Below are 20224 nucleotides of genomic sequence, written 5' to 3'. Positions count from 1 at the left end.
CCAATGCCCCGCTGACCTGCCAATTTGTGTTTCATTATGTAGTCGGGATACAGTATCACAGGTCAGCACGGAAGTGCTTCCTACCCGGTCCGGGTGGCGGAATGGCAGACGCGCTAGCTTGAGGTGCTAGTGCCCTATTAACGGGCGTGGGGGTTCAAGTCCCCCTCCGGACACAAGATGAATCCCGAGAAACTGCAGTAAATGCAGATCTCGGGATTTTTGCTTTGTCTGTCGGACCAATGGCTCTGCCCTATTGCAGCGCCGAGGTCAAGCGGAAAACAGAGTCCAGGTAGCGCTGGCGAAGGGGCCGGTCATTCCATTCCTCCTGGGTGAGCAGGAGGGATTTGTCGCGGTACTCGTCGGCAAGCGTAATCAGTTTGTCCACGATGGAACCGGCGGCGGAAAGAAGCGTGATCTCGTAGTTGAGGCCGAACGAGCGCATATCCAGATTGGAGGAGCCGAACATGGCCATGCGGTCGTCGATAACCATGAACTTGGAGTGCAGGACCGCAGGTGCCGGATAGCGGTAAATCTTCACGCCAGCGGTTAGCAGTGCCTGGTAGTAGGACTGCTGCGCGTGGCCAACCATGAACTGATCGGACTCTTCGTTGACGTAGAGTTGGACATCGATGCCTCCATATGCGGCGGAGGTCAGCGCCATCAGCATGGACTCGTCCGGGACGAAGTACGGGCTGACGGCGATAATTCGTTCGTGCGCCTGGTAGATCATGTTATTGAAAACGCGCAGGTTCGGCTCCGTGCTGAAGCCCGGACCCGACGGCAGCACCTGGACAACGTTGTAGTTGTCGTTGACTTCGGTGTTGTGGAGGGAATAGTCCCTGGTGGCGTCTGGGGTCTTGTATAGCTCGCTGGTCCAGTCGACCGCAAAAATTGCGTCGAAGGCCAGCGCAATATCGCCCTCGAGCTCAATCCACGTGTCCACCCAGCGACGGCCAATCTTATGGTTCTTTTTCTTCTGATATTCGGGCTCAATCAAGTTCTGCGAGCCCATGAATACAATGTCGCCATCAATAACTACGAGCTTGCGGTGATTACGCAGATCCAGGCGGCGCCAGGTGAGCTTCAGTAGGCTCACGGGCAGCATCGGGTGCCAGGAGATTTTAGCCTGGTCCAGGCGCTTTTTCAGCTTGTAGTAGCCGGGGTACTTCCATGAACCGATCGGATCGACCAGTACCTTGACATCTAGTCCCCTGTCGTTCGCGCGCTCGAGAGCCTGTATGAAAGGCTCCGTGCTGGAATCCAGTGCAAAGATGTAGGACTGCACGTGGATTGATTTCTGGGCCGCATCGATGGTTTCAATCATGCGGTCAATAGAGGCATCGAATTCGGTGAAAAGTCCCTTTTCCGCGCTGGCAATTGCCGGCATTCCCGTGAGCTGGCGCGAGAGCTTGAGTACGTTGACAACATCATCTTCTATCTCGGCATCGTCCGGTACGTCGGGCAGATGCTCGGTACGTTCCGCAATGAGCTCCTGTGCCAGTGCCTGTACCTTATGTCGACGGCCCGTAATCTGCTGCGAGCCCAGGAAGAGGAACAGAGGTAGGCCGATAAATGGAATAAGCAGAATCAGCAGCAGCCACGCCGTCGAAGCCGATGGACTTCGGTTTTCCGGCACCCATCCAATCGCAATGAACTTAATCGTGTAGTCGAGTGCGAAAAATAGTACTTGCCACCACGTTAAGTCCTCCACCAGCCACGGGAAGGTACCCATCAACCAATCCATGCAGATGATATTACTGAAGGAATTTTCAGTACCTTTGGTCGCTGCCCCTTAGGTGCACTCTCCCCTTTTTCGTGACAGCCTATTGTGACATCTGAAATTGAATACTGGTATCAATACGTAGTAATGTTCACTACATTGAACATAGTAAGTGTTTGGCATGTCGACTTCGAAAGGACTAACCCCTCCAAATGACTGAGAATGCTCCTACGAGCACCGAGCTCGACGTTGCCACTAACGTACTGAAGTTGATGGCAGACAAGACGCGTCTCTCCATCCTGTCACTCCTCCGTGACGGGGAGATGAGCGTCACCGCCATCGCTAGTGCGCTCGATCGCCCCATCCCCGCGATTTCTCAGCACCTGGCGAAGTTGCGCATGGCCAATATGGTGCAGACCCGCAAGGAAGGTACGTCTAGCTTCTACTCTCAGCCCGACGAGCACCTCACCAACCTGGTGGTCAACGCTCTCCACTTCGCCGAACACACGCTCTACAGCAATCCGCCCCATCACCGCGCTCAGTAGGCGCACACGGATACGCTCGCTTTACGACGAAAACCCCGCGCCCTTCTGAACCTAGTTGGCGAGCCCGGCGTTCGATGCCCTTCCCTGGTCGAATGCCTCCATGATGCGCTGGGCGGCGAGCGTCGGTGTGAGCTGCCCCGAGCGGAGTTGTTTTTCCACCAGGGTGCTCTCTGTCTGCACAGCCTCGTTGGTGTTGAGTCGCTGCAAGAGCGTTTCGTGCACCATGGACCACATCCACTTAATTTGCTGGTTAGCGCGGTTTTCATCAAAGAGATGATGCTCGTGCATAGCCTCGACATGGTCTTCGATGGCTTGCCAGAACTTGTCGATGCCGTCGTCCTCCAATGCCGACATAGTCAGCACCGGTGGAGTCCAGACTTGATCTGAGGAGCGAACCATCTTCATGGCCGTCATCAAATCACGCGCAGCGCGCTTTGCCGGGCGCAAGTTCTTACCATCCGCCTTGTTGATAGAAATCACGTCGGCCATCTCCAGCACGCCTTTCTTGATGCCCTGGAGTTGGTCACCAGCGCCAGCGAGTGCCAGAAACGCAAACGTATCCACCATCTGTGCCACCGCGACCTCGGACTGACCGACGCCGACAGTTTCGACGATGACAATGTCGTAGCCTGCGGCCTCGAGCACCACCATGGCCTCACGCGTTGCCTTGGCGACACCACCGAGCGTGCCCGCAGAAGGCGACGGACGGATGAAGGCCTCATCCGCAGCCGAGAGCCGGGACATACGGGTCTTATCGCCCAGAATCGAACCACCGGACTTCGTCGACGACGGGTCAATGGCCAGCACCGCAACACGGTGCCCTTCCTCAATCAGCTTCAGCCCGAGGGTTTCAATCGTGGTTGATTTACCGACGCCGGGGACACCGGTAAGGCCGACACGCATGGCCTTTCCGGAAAATGGCAGCAACTTCACCAGTAGCTCCTGAGCCAGCACCTTATGCGCCGGAGCAGTCGACTCCAGCAGCGTGATTGCCCGAGCCAACTTAGTGCGGTTTCCAGCCCGCACGCCCTCAAAGAGGTCGTCGACATCTATCCGTCGTCGCGCACGGCGGACGACTTCGGGGGCTACAGCAGTCTTTCCCTCAACGACCGTACCAGCGGTAGTGACGAGGGTGCCCAGGTTTTCTTCAAGATACTCGTTCATCGCTACTTCTCAATTCCGACAACGCGCTGAGCTGAACACTCAGCCCAGCGCGGATGCGGTAGTTATTTAGGACTCTTCGTCAACGGCAAGGTCGAGGCCCAGCTCGTTAGAGAGCTTGGTCATCATATCGATTGCCGAATCAGCGATGACGGTGCCCGGCGGGTAAATAGCCGCAGCGCCGGCATCGTAGAGCTCCTGGAAGTCGCCCGGTGGGATAACACCACCGACAACAATCATGATGTCCTCACGACCCAGCTTTGCCAGCTCATCGCGCAGGGCAGGAACGAGCGTCAGGTGTCCGGCGGCCAGCGAAGAAACACCCACGACGTGGACATCCGAGTCGACGGCCGATTTGGCGGCCTCCTCCGGAGTCTGGAACAGCGGTCCCACGTCAACGTCCATGCCAAGGTCCGCGTAGGCGGACGCGATGACCTTCTGGCCGCGGTCGTGACCATCCTGGCCCATCTTGGCCAGGAAGATACGCGGACGGCGACCTTCCTGCTCTTCGAACTTATCGGCCATGGCGATGGCCTTGGAGACGTTGGACACGGCTCCCTCCTTGCCAACTTCGTCCTTGTAGACGCCGGAGAGAGTGCGGATCTCGGCCTGGTGGCGGCCAAAGACCTCTTCCATGGCGTCGGAGATTTCACCGATGGAGGCCATGGCGCGAGCACAGTCGACAGCGAGCTTCAACAGGTTCTTGTCCAGGTCCCCCGGTTCACCCGGGTTACGGCAAGCGTCGGTCAGAGCGGCCAGTGCCTTCTGAACCTCTTCTTCGTCGCGCTCGGCGCGCAGGCGAGCCAGCTTGTCAATCTGCTCCTGGCGTACGCGGGAGTTCTCAACCTTGAGAACCTCGATGGCCTCGTCCTCTTCGACCTGGTACTTATTCACGCCGATGAGAGCCTGACGACCCGAGTCAATACGGGCCTGCGTACGAGCTGCGGCCTCTTCAATACGCAGCTTCGGAATGCCCTCGATGGTGGCCTGTGCCATACCGCCGGCCTCTTCGACCTCGTCGATGTGCTGACGTGCACGCTTGACCAGCTCGTTAGTCAGCCACTCGATGTAGTAGGAACCAGCCCACGGATCAACCGGACGCGTGGTGTTGGACTCCTGCTGAAGCAGCAGCTGAGTGTTACGAGCAATACGGGCCGAGAAGTCAGTCGGCAGTGCCAGGGCCTCGTCCAGTGCGTTGGTGTGCAGCGACTGGGTGTGACCCTGTGTTGCGGCCATAGCCTCAACTGCAGTACGCGCGACGTTGTTGTAGACATCCTGGGCGGTCAGCGACCAACCGGAGGTCTGCGAGTGAGTACGCAGAGACTGCGACTTCGGGTTCTTCGGGCCGAACTTGCCAACCAGCTCGGACCAGAGGATACGGCCTGCACGCAGCTTGGCAATCTCGGTGAAGGTGTTCATCGAGATGCCCCAGAAGAAGGACAGACGCGGAGCGAACTTGTCAACTTCCAGGCCGGCGTCAATACCGGCCCGCAGGTACTCGATGCCGTCGGCAAGCGTGTAAGCGAGCTCAAGGTCGGCCGTCGCGCCGGCTTCCTGAATGTGGTAGCCGGAAATCGAGATCGAGTTGAACTTCGGCATCTTTGCCGAGGTGTACTCGAAGATCGAAGAGATGATTCGCATCGAGGGCTTCGGCGGGTAGATGTACGTGTTACGAACCATGAACTCCTTGAGAATGTCGTTCTGGATCGTACCGCGCAGCTGCTCAGTCGAAACGCCCTGCTCTTCAGCAGTGACAATGTAAAAGGCCAGAATCGGCAGCACAGCGCCGTTCATGGTCATAGACACCGAGACGCCGCCCAGGTCAATGCCCTGGAAGAGCTCACGCATGTCGTAAATCGAGTCGATTGCCACACCGGCCATACCGACGTCGCCGGACACACGCGGGTTGTCCGAGTCGTAGCCACGGTGGGTAGCCAGGTCGAAAGCGACCGAAAGGCCCTTCTGGCCAGCCGCGAGGTTGCGCCGGTAGAAGGCATTGGACTCAGCTGCAGTGGAGAAGCCAGCGTACTGGCGAATAGTCCACGGCTGGTTCGTGTACATGGTCGGGTATGGCCCGCGCATGAAAGGGGCGATACCCGGGAAAGAATCTACCGGGTGGCCCTCGGCGGCAGCGGCGTCGCGGTCAGCGCGATCGTAGACGCGCTTGACATCGATGCCCTCTGGAATGGTCCACACTTCACCAGCTTCCGCGGCAGCTGCCTTGTTGGTGGCAGCGGCTGCGTCGTCGGTGTTGCGGGAGATGTCAGCGAAATTTGGGATGGTGGTCATTACTTCCTTCACGCTCCCAGTTCGTTCAGCAGTCGGGACAGCTCCGCGACAGCATCGATGGTCATGTTCAGGTATCCGTCGGGGCGAGCGTCCTCAGCGGCATTGGCGAAGCTCTTCTCGGAGCCGGCCACCAGGACCTCCTTAGCGCCTGCGGCGCGGGCGGCCTTGACAGCGTCCTGGCCCGAAGCCTCGTACTCGCTGTCGGCTGCGCACAGCACGACAATCGGAGAGGCCTTCACTGCCTCTTCGAAACCGGCCTCTCCTGGCACAACCTGACCGGGGTTAGCGACGGCGATACCGCCGGATGCCAGCAGGTTGGAGGTAAATCCAGTGCGGATGTTGTGCTTGGCCAGCGGACCCAGCGGCAGCATCGCAATAAGCGGACGGTTGCCCTTTTCAGCCAGGAAGTCATCGGAGCGGTTGCGCAGTGCCTCGAAGTCGCTTGCCCAACGGCGAATCGGGTCGCCCTCCGGGCGGGCCTCGGGAGCCAGTGGGGCTTCAGCCAGGTTCGGGAACTCGTTGATAGCGGTGACCTTGGTGCGGCGATGTGCGATATCGGCGCGGCGCTTTTCCCAGGTAGCGTCCAGGGCGGCGCGAACATCGGCCTCCGCGGAGGTGAAACCGCCGGCGGCCTCAGTGCCGGTGAAAATCTCCCACGCCTTGTCGGCCATTTCTTCGGTAAGGTCTTCGACGAAGTAGGAGCCACCTGCTGGGTCGGCGACGTAACCAAGGTGAGACTCTTCCAACAGCAACAGGTTGGTGTTGCGAGCGATGCGAGCCTTGAAGGTCTTGGAGACGTTCGGCATGCCGCCGACAACTGCGTAATCAAAAGGCAGAACCTCAACTGAGGAGGCACCGCCGACGCCTGCGGCGAAGGAGGCGACAGTCACACGCAGCATGTTGACCCACGGATCGCGCTGGCTGAACATCACCGGGGCGGTTACGGCGTGCATCGGAGCGCGGCCAGCCTCGGGGGCACCGACAACCTCAGCAACGCGAGCCCACAGAACGCGAGCGGCGCGGAATTTCGCAATGGTGTCGAACTGGTCGTCGGTAGCGGCAAAGCGGAACGCGATCTGGCCGAGGGCTTCTTCAGCGCTCAAGCCCGCTTCGGTCAGCGCGCGCAAGTAGGCGACACCAACGGCGAGACTGTAGCCAATCTCCTGGATGTTGTTTGCACCCAGGTTGGAGAAAACAACGCCGTCGACAAGCAGGGCACGGACGTCGCCCGGCTGCTTTGCCGCCTTGACGGCCAGCTGAGTGGCCTCGTCGAGAGAAACATCGTCAATACCGGCAAAAGCGGAGGTCAGCGGAGCTGCGGAAAGCTCGACTGCGACGTTGTCCGGATTAGCCGGGTTCGCCTGCTCAATGTAGGACGTCAGTGCTTCCGCAACCTGCGCGGTCTTCTTACCGGCATGCACGGCAATCGGAGCGAGGTCGACGTAGACGTTGTTAAGCAGAGCCGCCACATCAGCGGCTTCGAGGGAGCCGGTGAAGTCCAGGCGGATGTCCGTGGTTCCGTTTTCCAGGGCAGTCAGCAGAGTCTCGTTGACGGTCTTCGGATCGAGGGCATCTTCACCCGGGTACTGGCGACCGAAGGTCTCCCGAACACCCCAACCGTTGGTGTTGTCCGAAGTGACCTTTGCGCCACGGACGAATGGGAACTGGCCCGGAGCTGGGCTTTCCGCGAGCTCGTCCGCACGGGTGTAGAGCGGGCGGACATCGACACCGTCATAGGTGGTCTGAATCAGTCGTTTCCAAATATCGAGCGGTACATCTGCAACGTCTTGCTTGTGCACCCGCGCGAATACCTTGGCCACGCCCTGATACCAGGAATTCTGCAATTCCTCGAAGTTTGGTGGCAGCGTGGAAGGTGATTCGGGGGTCGTTCGGTCAGTCACGACAGACCTTCTCCCTTACATGTTCTAAGCAACGCCCCATCAATCCACGGCCGAGGAAAATCGGCTGCGACAATTTCCGAATTCTCCGCGCCGGAAAAGGATCTAAAGGCGTTGGCTTCCTCCAATAGTCAATAAGAGCCACTAGTCAGACGCTAAGACAAACCCGAGTGTCCGTGCACTGAACTTTTCAGGTACTTGTGCAATACCCTTACGTTCGGTTTGTGCTGACGGGCACGTCAAGTGCTCGAGCCAAGGCATAGTGACCTTGATACCCATCCTAGTGAAATAAAGGGCAAACGCCTTTAGCCACTGACTCGCTCTCCTTGCAGAACCCCCAACTCGCAGGTCACACGCTTCCCCGCAATCCCCGGTAACCTCAAATGGGTGAACGTATCCGATGTGCGAATTACCCCTACACTCAAAAAGGTTCTGCTGGTGCTAGCCGTAGGTGTGGGGGTCGTCGTCACGCTGTACGTCGATGTTCCCACCGTCGCTACCATCCGGCAGTGGTCCATCGATGCCGGTGACTGGTTCCCGCTTCTCTACTTCCTCGCATACGTTGCACTGACTCAGTTCCCAATCCCCCGCACCGTATTCACTTTGGCTTCCGGAATCCTCTTCGGGCCAGTGCTCGGTTTCCTGCTGGCAATTACTGCGACGACGGTTTCTGCCCTTCTCTCCCTATGCATTGTGCGTTTCCTGGGGCGCGACTGGATTCGCACGCACCTGACCAACCGCCGTCTTCTCAGTCTCGACCACCGGTTGGAGCAACGCGGCTGGCTCACAGTGCTCAGCTTGCGCATGATTGCTGGCGTGCCATTTTCGTTTCTCAACTACGCCTGTGGGCTGTCGTCGATACGCATCGTGCCGTATATCATCGCCACTGCCCTAGGTTCGGCGCCGAACACACTCGCCGTCGTTCTGCTTGGCGACGCGCTGTTGGTCGGCTTTGACGTGCGCTTTGCGGTGGCCACGGGAATTCTGCTCGTGCTTGGCTTGCTGGGGCTTCTTGCGGACGCCAAGTTCCCTGTCGTAACCGGTTCTTCGAAACGTTAAAACACCGCTTGGCGCTCTTGAGCTAGGCGTGAGTTTTTCGGCGAGCTGGTGTTCGGTGCCCGTGAGTGTGCGGAGGGAAGGAACGTGTCTTAGCCCAACTGTCAAGGGGTGGGGCTAGACTAGAGCGTATGTACTCAGTCTTTGCCAGGTATCGCGGTCGATCTACTCGCAGGGCAGATCACGTTCGGGCCTCTGCGCAGGCACTTTCCGGCCTGGAAGGCGTAGGAACTGTTGAGGTTGCAGGTATCGAAGAGCTTCGCGCAGCTCCTGAAAATGCCGTGGGAGTCACCACGCTTGTGCTGGCGCTATTGGCCGCAGGTGACTGGGCAATAGGTATCGGTGTTTGTCCTCAGGACGACATGGAGCAAGCGCATCTGGCATCGAGCTCAGTCGTTGGTAAGGGAGGCAGGTCCGGCACGGTAAAAACCCGCATTCGGACTAACAATCCGCGTGGTAAGGACTACTCGGAGGATATTGGTGCAGCATTCACATTGCTGCACCATGTTATCTCTCGCAGGTCCCCTGAAGGGCGTGAGGCTACTGGTTTGGTTCGCGCTGGTTATTCACAGGTAGAGGCCGCGGAAGAATTGGGAGTTTCAAAGCAGGCCGTCAATCAGCGCCTCGCAGCAGCTGGCTGGCAGGCGGAGCTGGCCGGCTGGAACCTGGCCGTCCACCTGCTTCAGCGAGCTGATGAGTTATAAAAGCTTACTGCCCATTTTCTGGGGCGTAAGGGTCACGTGACCATCCTGAAAAATCTGGACGCTCGGTGGAGTGTGCACCGCCGCCTGCATTGGTATTACCGGTGCCAGGAGCCGAGGGCAGGTCACGTTTGCCGGAAGGACCTGACGGCGCAGCCGGTGCAGCGGGCGCAGCCGGTGTCGCAGGTTCAACCGCTGCCGGGCGGTTCTGGCCACCCAACTGTTTAGGCTGAGCGGGCTGAGCCGAATCAGCGCGGCGGTTCTTCTTCCTCTCAGGGGTATTACCAGCTGCTGCAGCTACCGGATCATCAACCGGGCGGTTAGCGACCTCGTTCGCCGCGGCAACAGCACGAGCCAACTCCGGGTTGGTCGACATATCGAACCAGTTCTCGTCGCGGCCCTGCTCAGCCTCTTCCTTGGTCTCTCGGCTCACGGCCGGAGGCTCATAGCGGAAGACACCGTCGGCATCCTTCTTGCCGAAAGCCCTAGCGAAGCTCTCGAGACTGTCGCCGAACTGCGACGGAATCATCCAAACAGTATTGCCGTCCTTATTTGCCAGCTCAGGTAGCTTCTCCAGGTACTGCCAGGCAAGAATCTCAGGTGTCAACTGTGAAGCCTTAACAGCTGCGTTGACCTTCTGGATAGCGCGAGCATTACCCTGCGCCTCAAGGTAGGTAGCGGCGCGAGTACCCTCAGCGCGCAGAATGGTTGCCTGACGCTCAGCTTCAGCAGCCAGAATTGCTGCGTGCTTGTTACCTTCGGCGGCCAGAATCTGTGCCTGCTTACGGCCCTCAGCAGTTTTAATATCGGCTTCGCGGGTACCTTCCGCAGTCAGAATCATGGCACGCTTCTCGCGATCGGCCTTCATCTGCTTTTCCATCGACTGCTGAATCGACGGTGGCGGCTCAATAGCCTTCAGCTCCACACGAGCGATACGAAGACCCCACTTGGCAGTGGCCTCGTCCAGCTCGCCGCGCAGACGGCGGTTGATGTAGTCACGGGAAGTCAGTGTCTCTTCCAGAGTCAGGCCACCCACGACGTCGCGAAGCGTTGCGGTGGTGATCTGTTCGACACCGAAAATGTAGTCGTCGATACCGTAAATCGCCCGATCCGGTTCGTTGACCTGGAAGGTCACGACAGTATCGATAGCCACAGTCAGGTTGTCTTCGGTGATCACTGCCTGTGGCGGGAAGGTAACCATACGCTCACGGGTATCAACCTTCTCGCGCACTCGGTCAATGATCGGGATGATGAAGTTCAGGCCGCTATTCAGTGTCTGCGTGTATCGTCCCAGTCGCTCTACGATTGCCGCTTCACCCTGAGGAACCAGGACAATCGCTTTGAGAACCAAGGTAACAACCACGAGAATGAAAACGACGAGGATGATAAAGCCTTCCATGGGATTCCCTCGTAGTTAGAAACTGTGTGGTCAGTTATTTAATGGTCAGTAACTAAGAGTGCTCCGAGCGCCCTTTAAGTGAGTTGACTGCTCAGAGCAGCTTGTCCACTACTGCGGTATTGCCCGAAATCTCTACAATCGTGACTCTTTCCTTCGCATCGAAAGTCTGCGCAGTCAGAAGACTGCGCGCGCTCCACAACTCACCATTGACCTTAATCAGACCCGATGACGAGGAAACTGGCTCGATGACCTCAGCATGACGGCCCGCTAGCAGTTCCGGACGCGACTCCAGTTCAGCGGACTTGTCCGGTTTTGCCATCTTTTTGCGCAACACAGGGCGAACTGTCAGCACAAGTGTGGCGGACACAACGGCGAAGATGACCACTGACAGCCAAAGCGGCGCTCCAAGCTGGCTCGCACCGGACGCTGCCAGCGCACCACCTCCGAGCATTAACAGTGCTAAATCTCCGACCGCGAGTTCACCGAGAACCAGTAGGAGGCTTGCTCCGAGCCAAAGGAGAGGAATCACGCCCTCACCCTACCTACTTTGCAGAACAAATGTGGGGCGAGTGGAGACAATATTCAGGGGTCAGTACTGCATATGTGGCTCAGTTACAAAGTCGACCAAGCGCTCGACTGCACCAATCAAATCCGACTCCAGATCACGGTAGGTGTGTACACCTGCGTAGACGCGTCGCCAGCCCTGCTTGGGGTCGTCTCCCCAGCCCAAGCGACGGCAGATTCCTGTCTTCCAGTCCTCCCCGTAAGGAACTTCCGGCCATGCTTCGATGCCTACCGACGAGGGCTTGACCGCTTGCCAGACATCGATAAACGGGTGGCCTGTGACCATCACGTGCGGGCCGAGCTGCTGAGTCATGCGGCTCTCTTTACTGCCTTCCACCAAGTGGTCTGCCAAGACTCCGACGCGGCGCTTCGGACCCGGACCAAATTCGGCCAAGCGTTCCGGGAGATTGTCCAAGCCCTCCAGATACTCGACGACTACGCCCTCAACACGCAGATCGTGGCCCCATACCTTCTCGACAATTGCAGCGTCATGAATACCCTCAACCCAGATACGGCTGGGTAGAGCAACCTTGGCCTTGACGTTGTGAACCTTGCGCGAGCCCGATGCCGACAGATCCTGTGAGGGCTTTTTTGGTTGTGCCTTCGGCCGCACCAGAGTCACAGGTTTGCCGTCGATGAGAAAACCGCGCTCGTGCATGGGAAACAGCCGCGACTTGCCGTGGCGGTCCTCCAGCCGGACGCACCAGCCGTCGAAAGTTTTCTCCAACCCGATAATCGCACCGACGAATCCGTCATAGGACGCCTCGACGACAACACCATTTTCTGCTGTCACCTCGCGTGCCGGCTGTGGGATACGACGGCGGTGGCCACGTGCGCCAGCGAACACGTCCTGATTGCGGTACGGGTCTTGAAAGCTCATGGGTACTGAGATTAACAGCATCGGTTACGGGACCAACGACACACTGCACTAGGATGAGCTGCACTATGCAGCGCAGTGTTCTCGACCAGGTCTGGAGTCCAACTCAGCACATCGCCCTTTGGCTGGGCGCATGGTTGTCGGGTTTGGAAAACTACGATCATCTCCTCGACGCGCTCGACTCGCTCGGAGGGCCCACGTCAGTTCCGGGAACGTTCGTGCTTGCCGACGCCACGGTTCCGAATGTCATCGATTGCGACGCTGACCTCGATCGAAGCGACATGCTCCGCCTTCTTCGAGCAGTTACTGAAGCGGGAGATTGGCACAGTGACCACCGTCCCCTCGTCCGCCTTATTCTCTCCGGGCCCGGTGATGCACCTGCACTGCCTGCGGGAACCGACGCCGCTGAGGCTGCACGCGCAGCAGGCTCAGCCATTGCGATTGCGGATGCGGAGCCGGGTTGGAACCATGTGCTCATACCAGTGACATCGCCGGTGCCCGGTCTGCCGCAGTGGCATTGGTACACACTGGAAGGCCACATTCCCGAGCCGGCGTATCTCTCCCCTGGCGAGGCAGATTTGCAGCTCGCAGATGCGGCGCGGGTTGCGGCTGCCACTATTGCGGCGATGCCGCGTTCACCGCTGACGTCGTCAAGCAGTGGTGTCCCGAAGGCGGACCCCCGGCTGATGGTCGGCATGCTCGATGATCACCTGGACATGGCTTTTGTGCCAGATGATGTGCCGCGGCGTGCACTGGGAGTGCTCGCCAGAGCTGATCGGGTGTCGTCGATTCTGGCGGTGGCACAGGGCAGCGAGTCGGGGCACGGCAGCGCCGCTTTTGATACGCAGCTCATCCCGCTGTGGCGAAAGATCCGGCAGGCGCGGATGAGCGCGGTGGAATACGCGATTCAGGAGTGGACCCGCTAGAGGTTTGCCCTGCCCCGAGGCCCGGATTGAAACCAAAGGAATCAGTGCGGGCGGCGCTTTGCCGGGGTGCAACAGGCTGCGGAGCAGGAGGCGCCGTTGCAGGCCGAGCCGAGTAGCGGTTCACTTCCCAGGCGGCGGGGTTCGGCATCTGCGATGCGCTCTTCGATGAGCTCCACGAGCATGTCAGTGAAAGTGGCCGTCGGACCAGGCGTTCCGACACGCTCAATGACGATGTCGTGATGAGCCATTTCATCCTGAAGCTCAGCATCCAAATCCCAGGCGACCTCAACGTGGTCCGAGATGAAGCCAATCGGGCACACTACTGCGGATCGGAGGCCTTGGGCGACCTTCGCTTCAACGTGGTCGACGATGTCAGGCTCCAACCACGGCACGTGCTCCGGGCCAGAGCGGGACTGCCAGACGACGTCAAAGTCGGTGATGCCGACTGCATCGGCGACGAGTCGTGCTGCTTCGTTGACCTGGCGAGAGTAAAGATTTCCGCCGAGCTCTACCGGTCCGGAAGCCTTGTCCGCCGATACCGGAATAGAGTGAGCGGTGAAAATAAGCCGGGCCTCGTCACGGCGGTCATCCGGCAGCTTGGCAAACGCCTCACGCACTGCGTCTGCATAGGCTTCAATAAAGAGTGGATGATCGTAGAAGCTCCGAATCTTCTCCATGTCAAAAGCACGGTCGCCCAGAGATTCGCGCATCCGAGCAATGTCTTCGTGATACTGGCGGCAGCCGGAATAGCCTCCCCAGGCGCTAGTGGCGAATACGAGCGCTCGCTTAACGCCGTCTTCAGCCATCTTTGCCGCGGTGTCTTCAGCCATCGGATGCCAATTGCGATTGCCGAAATAAACAGGCAAGTCATAGCCACGGCGAGTCAGCTCAGCCTTAAGGTTGGAGACAATTTCACGGTTTAAATCGTTGAGCGGGGACTTACCGCCGAAGTGCGCATAGTGAGCACCGACTTCGTCCAACCTCTCCGGCGGAATTCCGCGGCCGCGGGTGACATTCTCCAGGAAGGGACGCACATCGGCCATCTTTTCGGGACCGCCGAAAGACAACAGCAAAATAGCGTCAAAATTATCAGAAGACATAGCCAATCATGTTAGTAGCGCAGTCTGAGGACACCATAAGACGACTGCTCAATGCCCCGGCGTCTCCTACCCATTGGGTTCCATGCCCATCGCTTTACGACGGCACCCTAACCCCGCCCTACTGCGGAATTCGACGATTGGTCACAAGCAGTGAGCCCACAGTCACTAGCAGCATCGCGAAGGCCGCAATCAGATAGGGCCTCGGATTCTCGGCCCGCTTGAGTTCGTAACCGATGTCATCTTCCAGTGAGCCATAGGCATCGCGGAGCTGCTCTAAGGACCCAGCGCTGAAGAACTCACCTTTTGTTCGACGGGCGATTTCTCGCAGCGAATCGTCGTCGTTAGGCACTGGAATTAATTCGCCCTGAACCGTGATTGCGCCTTGCGCGGTACCGAACGAAATCGTGTTGACTGGCACCCCGGCCTTGGCGGCTTCGGCGGCGGCTGTATACGCGCCGCGGGGATCGTCGAGTTCTTGTGGAACGGTCTGTTTGCCGTCGGAAAGCAGCACAATTGTCGCTGGTGGGGCACCTTCTCCCCCGCCTTGAACTGAGTCGCTGAACTGATTGATGGCATCGAGCGCGGCTGCGATGGCATCACCGGTAGCAGTAGCCTGATCTAACTCAGCAGCCTGAAGCGCTCGATTCACGGTGTCATGGTTGGTAGTCGGGCTAACAGCAGTGCGAGCGCGGCCAGAGAACGTCACCAGGCCGATATTGAGGTCGTCGGGAAGGTTCTCCACGAATTCTTGACCGGCTTCTTTAGCGGCAGTGATGCGGTCGGGCGCAACATCGGTGGCCGACATGGACAGTGAAACGTCGACCACCAGCATGACCGTCGCTCGGTTGCGGGCGACTTTGGTCTCCGATATCGGACCAGCCAATGAAATGATGACCAGAACTAGAGACAACAGCGCACTGATAGCCACGACATGGCGCAGGCGTGCCGACGACTTATTCCCCAGTGACCCAACGATGGTGAAGTTGCCAAAGGCAATGGCACGTTGCTTTCGCTGCTTAGTGCTGATCCAATAGGCCGCGGCTGCCACGAGAGGCAGAACGAGTGCGAGTAGCCAACCTGGGTGCGCAAAAGTTGAGTTTAGGAACGTCATCGCGGTATCAGTTTCCTCACATCCAGTCGCCTAAACAGTCGCGTATAAACCAGTGGTTATAGCCGGTTAGTCGGTGGCCTAAAAATAGCACTAACAAGCGGTTACTCAGCCGCTAATGTTGGCCAATTTGTCGAGCAAAATCCAGTATCCAATCGGAATCCGTACGCAAGGTAATAACGCGAGCACGGCATTTGCGCAGTTCATTGATTACACGCTCGTGGTGGGCACTAGCCTGAGCTGCATACTCGGCGCGGGTTTTGTCGTTGATGTTGAGTTCAATGGTCTCACCAGTTGCTGAATCCGCCATAACCACCGGGCCTTCGCCGGGCAGGGCTTCATCGGCTGGATCGACCAGGCGGATCGCCATAATCTCTGTCGAGGCCGAGGCAACGCGCAGCGGGCGCGCCCAATCGAGTGATCCAAGGAAATCCGAGATGACAACCAACAGCCCAACGCGCGGAGCCTGAGTCATTACTGTGTCAATATCCGCTGCGAGGTTATGCTCAGCAGTCGCGTCAGCCAACTGCTTGAGCAGCATCAAGCTGTGGGCACGGCCCTGGCCCGCGGGCACTGGAGTGCCACCGGCGATTAATCCAGTTCGGGACCCCGGGGCGTCGTTAAGCATCGTTACAGCGCCGGCAGCGGCGGTGAGCAGATGTCGTTTGGTGGTATCGGCCAATCCCGTGGACAGACGTGCGGCGGGTTCGGCGACGATCCAACACTCCAGCTCGCGCTCGGCCTCGGAGGTGCGAACGTGTGGCACTCCAGTACGGGCTGTCACTGCCCAGTTCATCTGGCGAACATCATCGCCGATGACATATTCGCGGGAGCCAACCGGCTCAGAGCCTTCTCCAGTAGCGGTGGAGAGAAAGCTGCCGCGCAAAAGTCCGTTAAGCTTACGTGTAACAGTTAGCTCTAAGTACGCCAGGACGCGTGCAAGATCGTCTTCACGAGCTGACATTAGGAGGCAGTGCCCTCATCGGAGCCAGTGCCCGCGCCCTGGGGAAGACGCACGTGAGACAACACGATGTCAATAATCCGTTCGGGAGTAACGCCATCGGCCAATCCCTCATAGGACAGGACCAGGCGGTGACGCAGCACGTCGGGAAGCACGGAGACCACATCGTCCGGCACGACATAGTCGCGACCGGAAAACAGCGCGTGAGCGCGGGCAGCCGCGACAGCACCAAGAGTTGCACGCGGCGATGCGCCATAGGAAAGCCAGCGGTCGACATCCTTCAACTCCGCCCGCATCGGATTACGGGTGAGTTCGATAACGGCCACGATGTAGTCAATCAGTGTGTGGTGGACAAAGACTTCGCGGGTAGCGCGCTGCAGTTCCCGAACACTCTCTGGGGTGAGAATCTGCTGCGCGGCTGGAGGGGTGGCTCCCATGCGGTAGACAATCTCCCGCTCTTCCGCCGGAGTGGGGTAACCCACGAGGACTTTGAATAGGAATCGGTCCCGCTGGGCCTCTGGCAGTGGGTAGACACCCTGGTTTTCAATTGGGTTTTGCGTGGCCAGGACCAGAAACGGCTCGGGTACTGGCGTGGACTCTCCTGCGATGGACACCTGGTGCTCTGCCATGACTTCCAGCAGTGCCGACTGCACCTTCGCCGGTGCGCGGTTGATTTCATCAGCGAGCACGATATTTGACATGACCGGGCCGGGCTCGACAATGAACTCCGAGGTGTCCTGGCGGAAAATCCGGGTGCCGACAATATCTGATGGCACCAAATCCGGAGTGAACTGGATGCGGGAGTAGGACCCACCCATCACTGTGGCAAAGGTAGACACTGCCAGAGTTTTCGCAACACCCGGAACACCTTCGAGCAGGACATGTCCTCCTGCGAGCATCGCGATAAAGAGCTGCTTAATCAGGTGCTCCTGGCCAACCACAACCTTCCCCAGCTCCGCGTATGCGCGCTCGAGGTCCGTGTGGTCAGTGGGCGTTGGGTAGGTCACAGAGAAACCCTTCTTTAGGTCGGTCGCCCGACCTGTAGAACACGTCGTTAGAAACTAGACGAGGCGGACAACGTTCGGTGTCATTCCGTTATAACGGACTGGCGAGATCTTAACCACAGAACCAGACTGTGGTGCCTCAATCATCTTGCCATCGCCCAGGTAGATAGCGACGTGGCCATGACCATTCGGGCCCCAGAACAGCAGGTCACCACGCTTCATCTGAGATGCCGGGTAGTGCTTTCCGCGCTGGTACTGGTAGCCGGTGTAGTGAGGCAGGTCAATGCCGACAGCGGCGTAGGCGTACAGAGTCAGTCCCGAGCAGTCGAAACCAATCTTGTTGTAGTCGCCGTGGGAGTCAGCTACTCCGCCGTCACGGATGCCCTTGGTCGGGCCGTTGGCGTTGCCGCCGCCCCATGCGTAAGGGACACCGAGCTGCCCCATCGCACGTGCGATGACAGTCTCAACCTTCTGGCTGGAAGAACCTGAGGTGCTCTGACCGGTCTCTGGATTCGTCGGCGCCACAGTCTGTGCTGGGGTACCGCTTGACGACGAGCTGCCGGTGCTCGACGATTCCGAGGTCTCGGTGGACTCAGAGGAGTCCGAAGATTCGGTCGTCTCAGAGGAACTGGTGGAGCCAGTGGAACCAGAAGAGCCGGTGGAGCTGTTAGAACCAGTGGAGCCGGTGGAGCCAGTCGAGTCGGTGGTACCCGCGGAACCAGTCGAGCCGGTCGAGCTATTGGAACCTGTGGAGCTGTTAGAACCAGTGGAGCCGGTGGAGCCAGTCGAGTCGGTGGTGCTAGAGCTTTCATCTGTGGACTCGGAAGAGGAATCCTCATCAGTCTGGTTCGACTGCGCCTCGGCGCGAGTCTTAGCTGCAGCTTCCTCAGCGGCCTTCTTGGCAGCGGCGTCTTCCGCTTCTTTGCGGGCCTGCTCGTTCTCATAATTCTGGCGCTGAGAGTTCAGCTCGTTGACCGCGTTTCGGGCTGCGTCCAAAGATGCCTTTGCAGCATCGCGGTCGACCTGAGCCTGCTGGTAATCAGCTTGCTCCTTTTGAAGCTCCTCGTTTGCCTCGGAGTACGCGTTCTGAGCATCGGTGTTTCGCTGGTTTGCGGTGGCCTCCGCCTGCTGAGCCTCGTCACTCTTCTTGCGAAGTGTGGACTCCTGGTTAGCAGCCTCAGTTCGATTCTTATCCAGCGAGTCAACGGTCTGCTCTTGACGGTCAGCTTCGCGACGCAAAGCGGACAGGCGGTTAATGGCCTCGGAAGCATCTCGCGCACCCTCGAGAATCGAACCACTGGAACGGCCCTGACGCATGATGGTGCGTGCTAGCTCATCGAACTGCTTCTGAGCGCTAGCGAGTTCGGCGCGGGAACGGTCGAGTTGGGTACGTGCCTCGTTGACCGCCTCGCGCGCACGGTTCGCAGCATCCCGAGCGTTTTCAAGGTCCACCATGGCCTTGTTGACGTCCTCGCGCAGAGTGCCCATGCGTAGCTCGAGGTCAGATACCCGGCGCTCGCTCGAAGTTACCTCGGCGACCAGGGACTGCAAGTACGACTCGGCGTTAGAGGCCGCCTCGCGCGCTTGACGGATCTGGGCGTCGCTCGGATTTAGTGGTTGTGCAGCTGCGACCTGAGTGTTCGTCGCCAGAAGACCCGCCGTGATAATACCGGCAATTGGACGAGTCCAATATGATGCACGGACTTTGCGATTACTCGGCACCGCGTTACTCCTACATTTCTCCTATGGGTGCGTTCACGCCTCAGAATCGACACCAGCGACTTCCCCATCGTTGGATATCTTCCCGTTGTTGTCTCCCGGTCTTGAGTGGAACTACGAAAAACGTCGAACCGAAACCAGAACCAAAAGCAACAGCGGCGCTCCCGCGAGTTTTCTTTGGTCAATACTGGACCCTTGAGTCCACTATTGGCATCACGAAGCACTTTACGGGTCAAAAAGCTCTAAAAAAACATAAGTAACAAAATTACCAACTGTCCCCCACTTTGTAATCGTTTCGTTATACGCCGTGGCCTGCGGTTATGGTGAGCCCTAGTTTTCTATGTGAATTATGTCACTATTCGATGGCTTGTCGGCGTGCCGGAATATCGCAGGCCCCTACCTAGGGTATCGGACATAAGAAAAGGTCAAGCGTTCATGCTTGACCTTTGTAAAAATCGTTGGCACGGTTACGGCGAATGCAACAGCGTTATCCAATTTGGATAGTGGCTGATTTCCTCACTGCTACCAGTTTTTGGGGCATTTACTCTGTCTCTTTCCTGGGGATGGAAAACCGAGGATGGTGAATGTGTCCAGTGGGGCCGCTAGCTTCAGTGCCCGTCGTAAAGCGAGCCCTTAGACGGTTGGGCGTGTGCGTAGCCAGTAGAACGTCAGTCCGACGAATAGTGCGACGATAACGACGCCAGCGATGAGGCTGTAAAGAGTCCACGGAACGACGTAGTTAGTGAGCTCGTGCAAATAGGCATCGAGACCTGCCGGATAGTCTCGCGGAGTCTCCATCATTGCGTGGTCGGCGCGTTCAATGGCTGCGCGGGGAAAATCGGAAGATGCGGTGGCCACATTGCCCGGTGTGCGCACGACAGTCGTTCCGCCGACTTGGTCCGCTACTTGGCGGGCAAAGGAAAAGATGTCGGTGTTCTTTTGTTCGGCGACGGGGTAAATCTTCTCGGTGTCTAGGTAGATGATATGGAAATTGGGCACCCCCCGATTTGCTGCATCGTCGACAATTGGCTGGACCGCTTCCCGGAGCTTTGGGTTAGTTGTCACGATGTTGTCGGTGCGTAGCTGGGCGACCGCCTTTTCGACGGTTTCTTTCGCTGCCTGTGAATCTGCTGGCGTATGCATTAACTGCCTTCCGTATCGTGCTCCTGTTTTGCGTGAGAATGGTTTCCACGCGC

The 20224-nt window shown here is 58.4% G+C and carries 17 protein-coding genes and 1 tRNA gene; 5 read left to right on the top strand and 13 right to left on the bottom strand.

Annotated features, from left to right (window positions below):
- Positions 1-87 precede the first annotated feature (87 nt).
- Positions 88-173 (top strand) — tRNA-Leu (locus CORAM0001_RS06125).
- A 77-nt stretch (positions 174-250) separates the two neighbouring features.
- Here CORAM0001_RS06125 and cls read toward each other — a convergent pair.
- Positions 251-1744: a cardiolipin synthase gene (gene cls / locus CORAM0001_RS06120; RefSeq protein WP_005510789.1), complete on the bottom strand. Its 1494-nt coding sequence runs from the start codon at positions 1742-1744 to the stop codon at positions 251-253.
- A 188-nt stretch (positions 1745-1932) separates the two neighbouring features.
- Here cls and CORAM0001_RS06115 point away from each other — a divergent pair, with 188 nt between their 5' ends.
- Entirely contained in the window at positions 1933-2265 is a 333-nt protein-coding gene (locus CORAM0001_RS06115; RefSeq protein ID WP_005510797.1) for an ArsR/SmtB family transcription factor, read from the top strand.
- 51 nt (positions 2266-2316) lie between these two features.
- On the opposite strand, the gene meaB is transcribed toward CORAM0001_RS06115, so the two are convergent.
- From meaB to CORAM0001_RS06100, 3 genes are all read right to left on the bottom strand, one after another.
- The gene (meaB, locus tag CORAM0001_RS06110) at positions 2317-3429 is read right to left on the bottom strand and encodes a methylmalonyl Co-A mutase-associated GTPase MeaB (protein ID WP_005510827.1); all 1113 of its coding nucleotides are present in this window, start codon (positions 3427-3429) and stop codon (positions 2317-2319) included.
- Positions 3430-3495: 66 nt separating this feature from the next.
- On the bottom strand, positions 3496-5715 hold the full coding sequence (gene scpA / locus CORAM0001_RS06105; protein WP_005510731.1) for a methylmalonyl-CoA mutase: 2220 nt from the start codon (positions 5713-5715) through the stop codon (positions 3496-3498).
- Between the two features lie 8 nt (positions 5716-5723).
- Positions 5724-7616 (bottom strand): methylmalonyl-CoA mutase family protein, encoded by a 1893-nt coding sequence (locus tag CORAM0001_RS06100; RefSeq protein WP_005510745.1) that lies wholly within the window; start codon positions 7614-7616, stop codon positions 5724-5726.
- A 384-nt stretch (positions 7617-8000) separates the two neighbouring features.
- Between CORAM0001_RS06100 and CORAM0001_RS06095 the strand changes: the two genes are divergently transcribed.
- Together CORAM0001_RS06095 and CORAM0001_RS06090 are read left to right on the top strand one after the other, a co-directional pair.
- Entirely contained in the window at positions 8001-8672 is a 672-nt protein-coding gene (locus tag CORAM0001_RS06095; RefSeq protein WP_005510787.1) for a TVP38/TMEM64 family protein, read from the top strand.
- Positions 8673-8800: 128 nt separating this feature from the next.
- Positions 8801-9373, top strand: a complete 573-nt coding sequence (locus tag CORAM0001_RS06090) for a hypothetical protein (RefSeq protein WP_005510816.1) — start codon at positions 8801-8803, stop codon at positions 9371-9373.
- Positions 9374-9377: 4 nt separating this feature from the next.
- On the opposite strand, the gene CORAM0001_RS06085 is transcribed toward CORAM0001_RS06090, so the two are convergent.
- From CORAM0001_RS06085 to CORAM0001_RS06075, 3 genes are all read right to left on the bottom strand, one after another.
- Positions 9378-10769: an SPFH domain-containing protein gene (locus CORAM0001_RS06085; RefSeq protein ID WP_005510846.1), complete on the bottom strand. Its 1392-nt coding sequence runs from the start codon at positions 10767-10769 to the stop codon at positions 9378-9380.
- Between the two features lie 91 nt (positions 10770-10860).
- Positions 10861-11298 (bottom strand): NfeD family protein, encoded by a 438-nt coding sequence (locus tag CORAM0001_RS06080; RefSeq protein WP_005510741.1) that lies wholly within the window; start codon positions 11296-11298, stop codon positions 10861-10863.
- 60 nt (positions 11299-11358) lie between these two features.
- Entirely contained in the window at positions 11359-12213 is an 855-nt protein-coding gene (locus CORAM0001_RS06075) for a DUF3097 domain-containing protein (protein ID WP_005510727.1), read from the bottom strand.
- 65 nt (positions 12214-12278) lie between these two features.
- On the opposite strand from CORAM0001_RS06075, the gene CORAM0001_RS06070 reads away from it, so the two are divergent.
- Positions 12279-13136, top strand: coding sequence for a hypothetical protein (locus tag CORAM0001_RS06070; protein WP_005510805.1), 858 nt, complete (start codon positions 12279-12281; stop codon positions 13134-13136).
- 41 nt (positions 13137-13177) lie between these two features.
- Here CORAM0001_RS06070 and CORAM0001_RS06060 read toward each other — a convergent pair whose 3' ends face one another.
- The 6 genes from CORAM0001_RS06060 to CORAM0001_RS06035 all read right to left on the bottom strand — a co-directional run bounded on the left by CORAM0001_RS06060 (position 13178) and on the right by CORAM0001_RS06035 (position 20171).
- On the bottom strand, positions 13178-14236 hold the full coding sequence (locus tag CORAM0001_RS06060; protein ID WP_005510738.1) for a ferrochelatase: 1059 nt from the start codon (positions 14234-14236) through the stop codon (positions 13178-13180).
- A 118-nt stretch (positions 14237-14354) separates the two neighbouring features.
- A complete protein-coding gene (locus tag CORAM0001_RS06055; RefSeq protein WP_005510773.1) occupies positions 14355-15347 on the bottom strand; it encodes a VWA domain-containing protein in 993 nt (330 codons plus the stop codon).
- A gap of 112 nt (positions 15348-15459) precedes the next feature.
- Positions 15460-16308 (bottom strand): DUF58 domain-containing protein, encoded by an 849-nt coding sequence (locus CORAM0001_RS06050; protein ID WP_005510732.1) that lies wholly within the window; start codon positions 16306-16308, stop codon positions 15460-15462.
- Positions 16308-17312, bottom strand: coding sequence for an AAA family ATPase (locus CORAM0001_RS06045; protein ID WP_005510819.1), 1005 nt, complete (start codon positions 17310-17312; stop codon positions 16308-16310). The genes CORAM0001_RS06050 and CORAM0001_RS06045 overlap by 1 nt, the downstream gene beginning before the upstream one ends.
- A 54-nt stretch (positions 17313-17366) precedes the next feature.
- Positions 17367-19031 (bottom strand): DIP1281 family NlpC/P60 protein, encoded by a 1665-nt coding sequence (locus CORAM0001_RS06040; RefSeq protein ID WP_005510823.1) that lies wholly within the window; start codon positions 19029-19031, stop codon positions 17367-17369.
- A gap of 630 nt (positions 19032-19661) precedes the next feature.
- Positions 19662-20171, bottom strand: a complete 510-nt coding sequence (locus CORAM0001_RS06035; protein ID WP_005510765.1) for an Rv1476 family membrane protein — start codon at positions 20169-20171, stop codon at positions 19662-19664.
- Positions 20172-20224 lie beyond the last annotated feature (53 nt).

Source organism: Corynebacterium amycolatum SK46 (assembly GCF_000173655.1).
GTDB lineage: Bacteria > Actinomycetota > Actinomycetes > Mycobacteriales > Mycobacteriaceae > Corynebacterium > Corynebacterium amycolatum_A.
This window is presented reverse-complemented; position numbering and strand designations above follow the sequence as displayed.

What these genes read in the sequence shown, in the direction of transcription:
- cls (WP_005510789.1), bottom strand. Translation starts at nt 1,744, where the DNA reads ATGGATTGGTTGATGGGTACCTTCCCGTGGCTGGTGGAGGACTTAACG.
- CORAM0001_RS06115 (WP_005510797.1), top strand. Translation starts at nt 1,933, where the DNA reads ATGACTGAGAATGCTCCTACGAGCACCGAGCTCGACGTTGCCACTAAC.
- meaB (WP_005510827.1), bottom strand. Translation starts at nt 3,429, where the DNA reads ATGAACGAGTATCTTGAAGAAAACCTGGGCACCCTCGTCACTACCGCT.
- scpA (WP_005510731.1), bottom strand. Translation starts at nt 5,715, where the DNA reads ATGACCACCATCCCAAATTTCGCTGACATCTCCCGCAACACCGACGAC.
- CORAM0001_RS06090 (WP_005510816.1), top strand. Translation starts at nt 8,801, where the DNA reads ATGTACTCAGTCTTTGCCAGGTATCGCGGTCGATCTACTCGCAGGGCA.
- CORAM0001_RS06085 (WP_005510846.1), bottom strand. Translation starts at nt 10,769, where the DNA reads ATGGAAGGCTTTATCATCCTCGTCGTTTTCATTCTCGTGGTTGTTACC.
- CORAM0001_RS06075 (WP_005510727.1), bottom strand. Translation starts at nt 12,213, where the DNA reads ATGAGCTTTCAAGACCCGTACCGCAATCAGGACGTGTTCGCTGGCGCA.
- CORAM0001_RS06070 (WP_005510805.1), top strand. Translation starts at nt 12,279, where the DNA reads ATGCAGCGCAGTGTTCTCGACCAGGTCTGGAGTCCAACTCAGCACATC.
- CORAM0001_RS06060 (WP_005510738.1), bottom strand. Translation starts at nt 14,236, where the DNA reads ATGTCTTCTGATAATTTTGACGCTATTTTGCTGTTGTCTTTCGGCGGT.
- CORAM0001_RS06055 (WP_005510773.1), bottom strand. Translation starts at nt 15,347, where the DNA reads ATGACGTTCCTAAACTCAACTTTTGCGCACCCAGGTTGGCTACTCGCA.
- CORAM0001_RS06050 (WP_005510732.1), bottom strand. Translation starts at nt 16,308, where the DNA reads ATGTCAGCTCGTGAAGACGATCTTGCACGCGTCCTGGCGTACTTAGAG.
- CORAM0001_RS06035 (WP_005510765.1), bottom strand. Translation starts at nt 20,171, where the DNA reads ATGCATACGCCAGCAGATTCACAGGCAGCGAAAGAAACCGTCGAAAAG.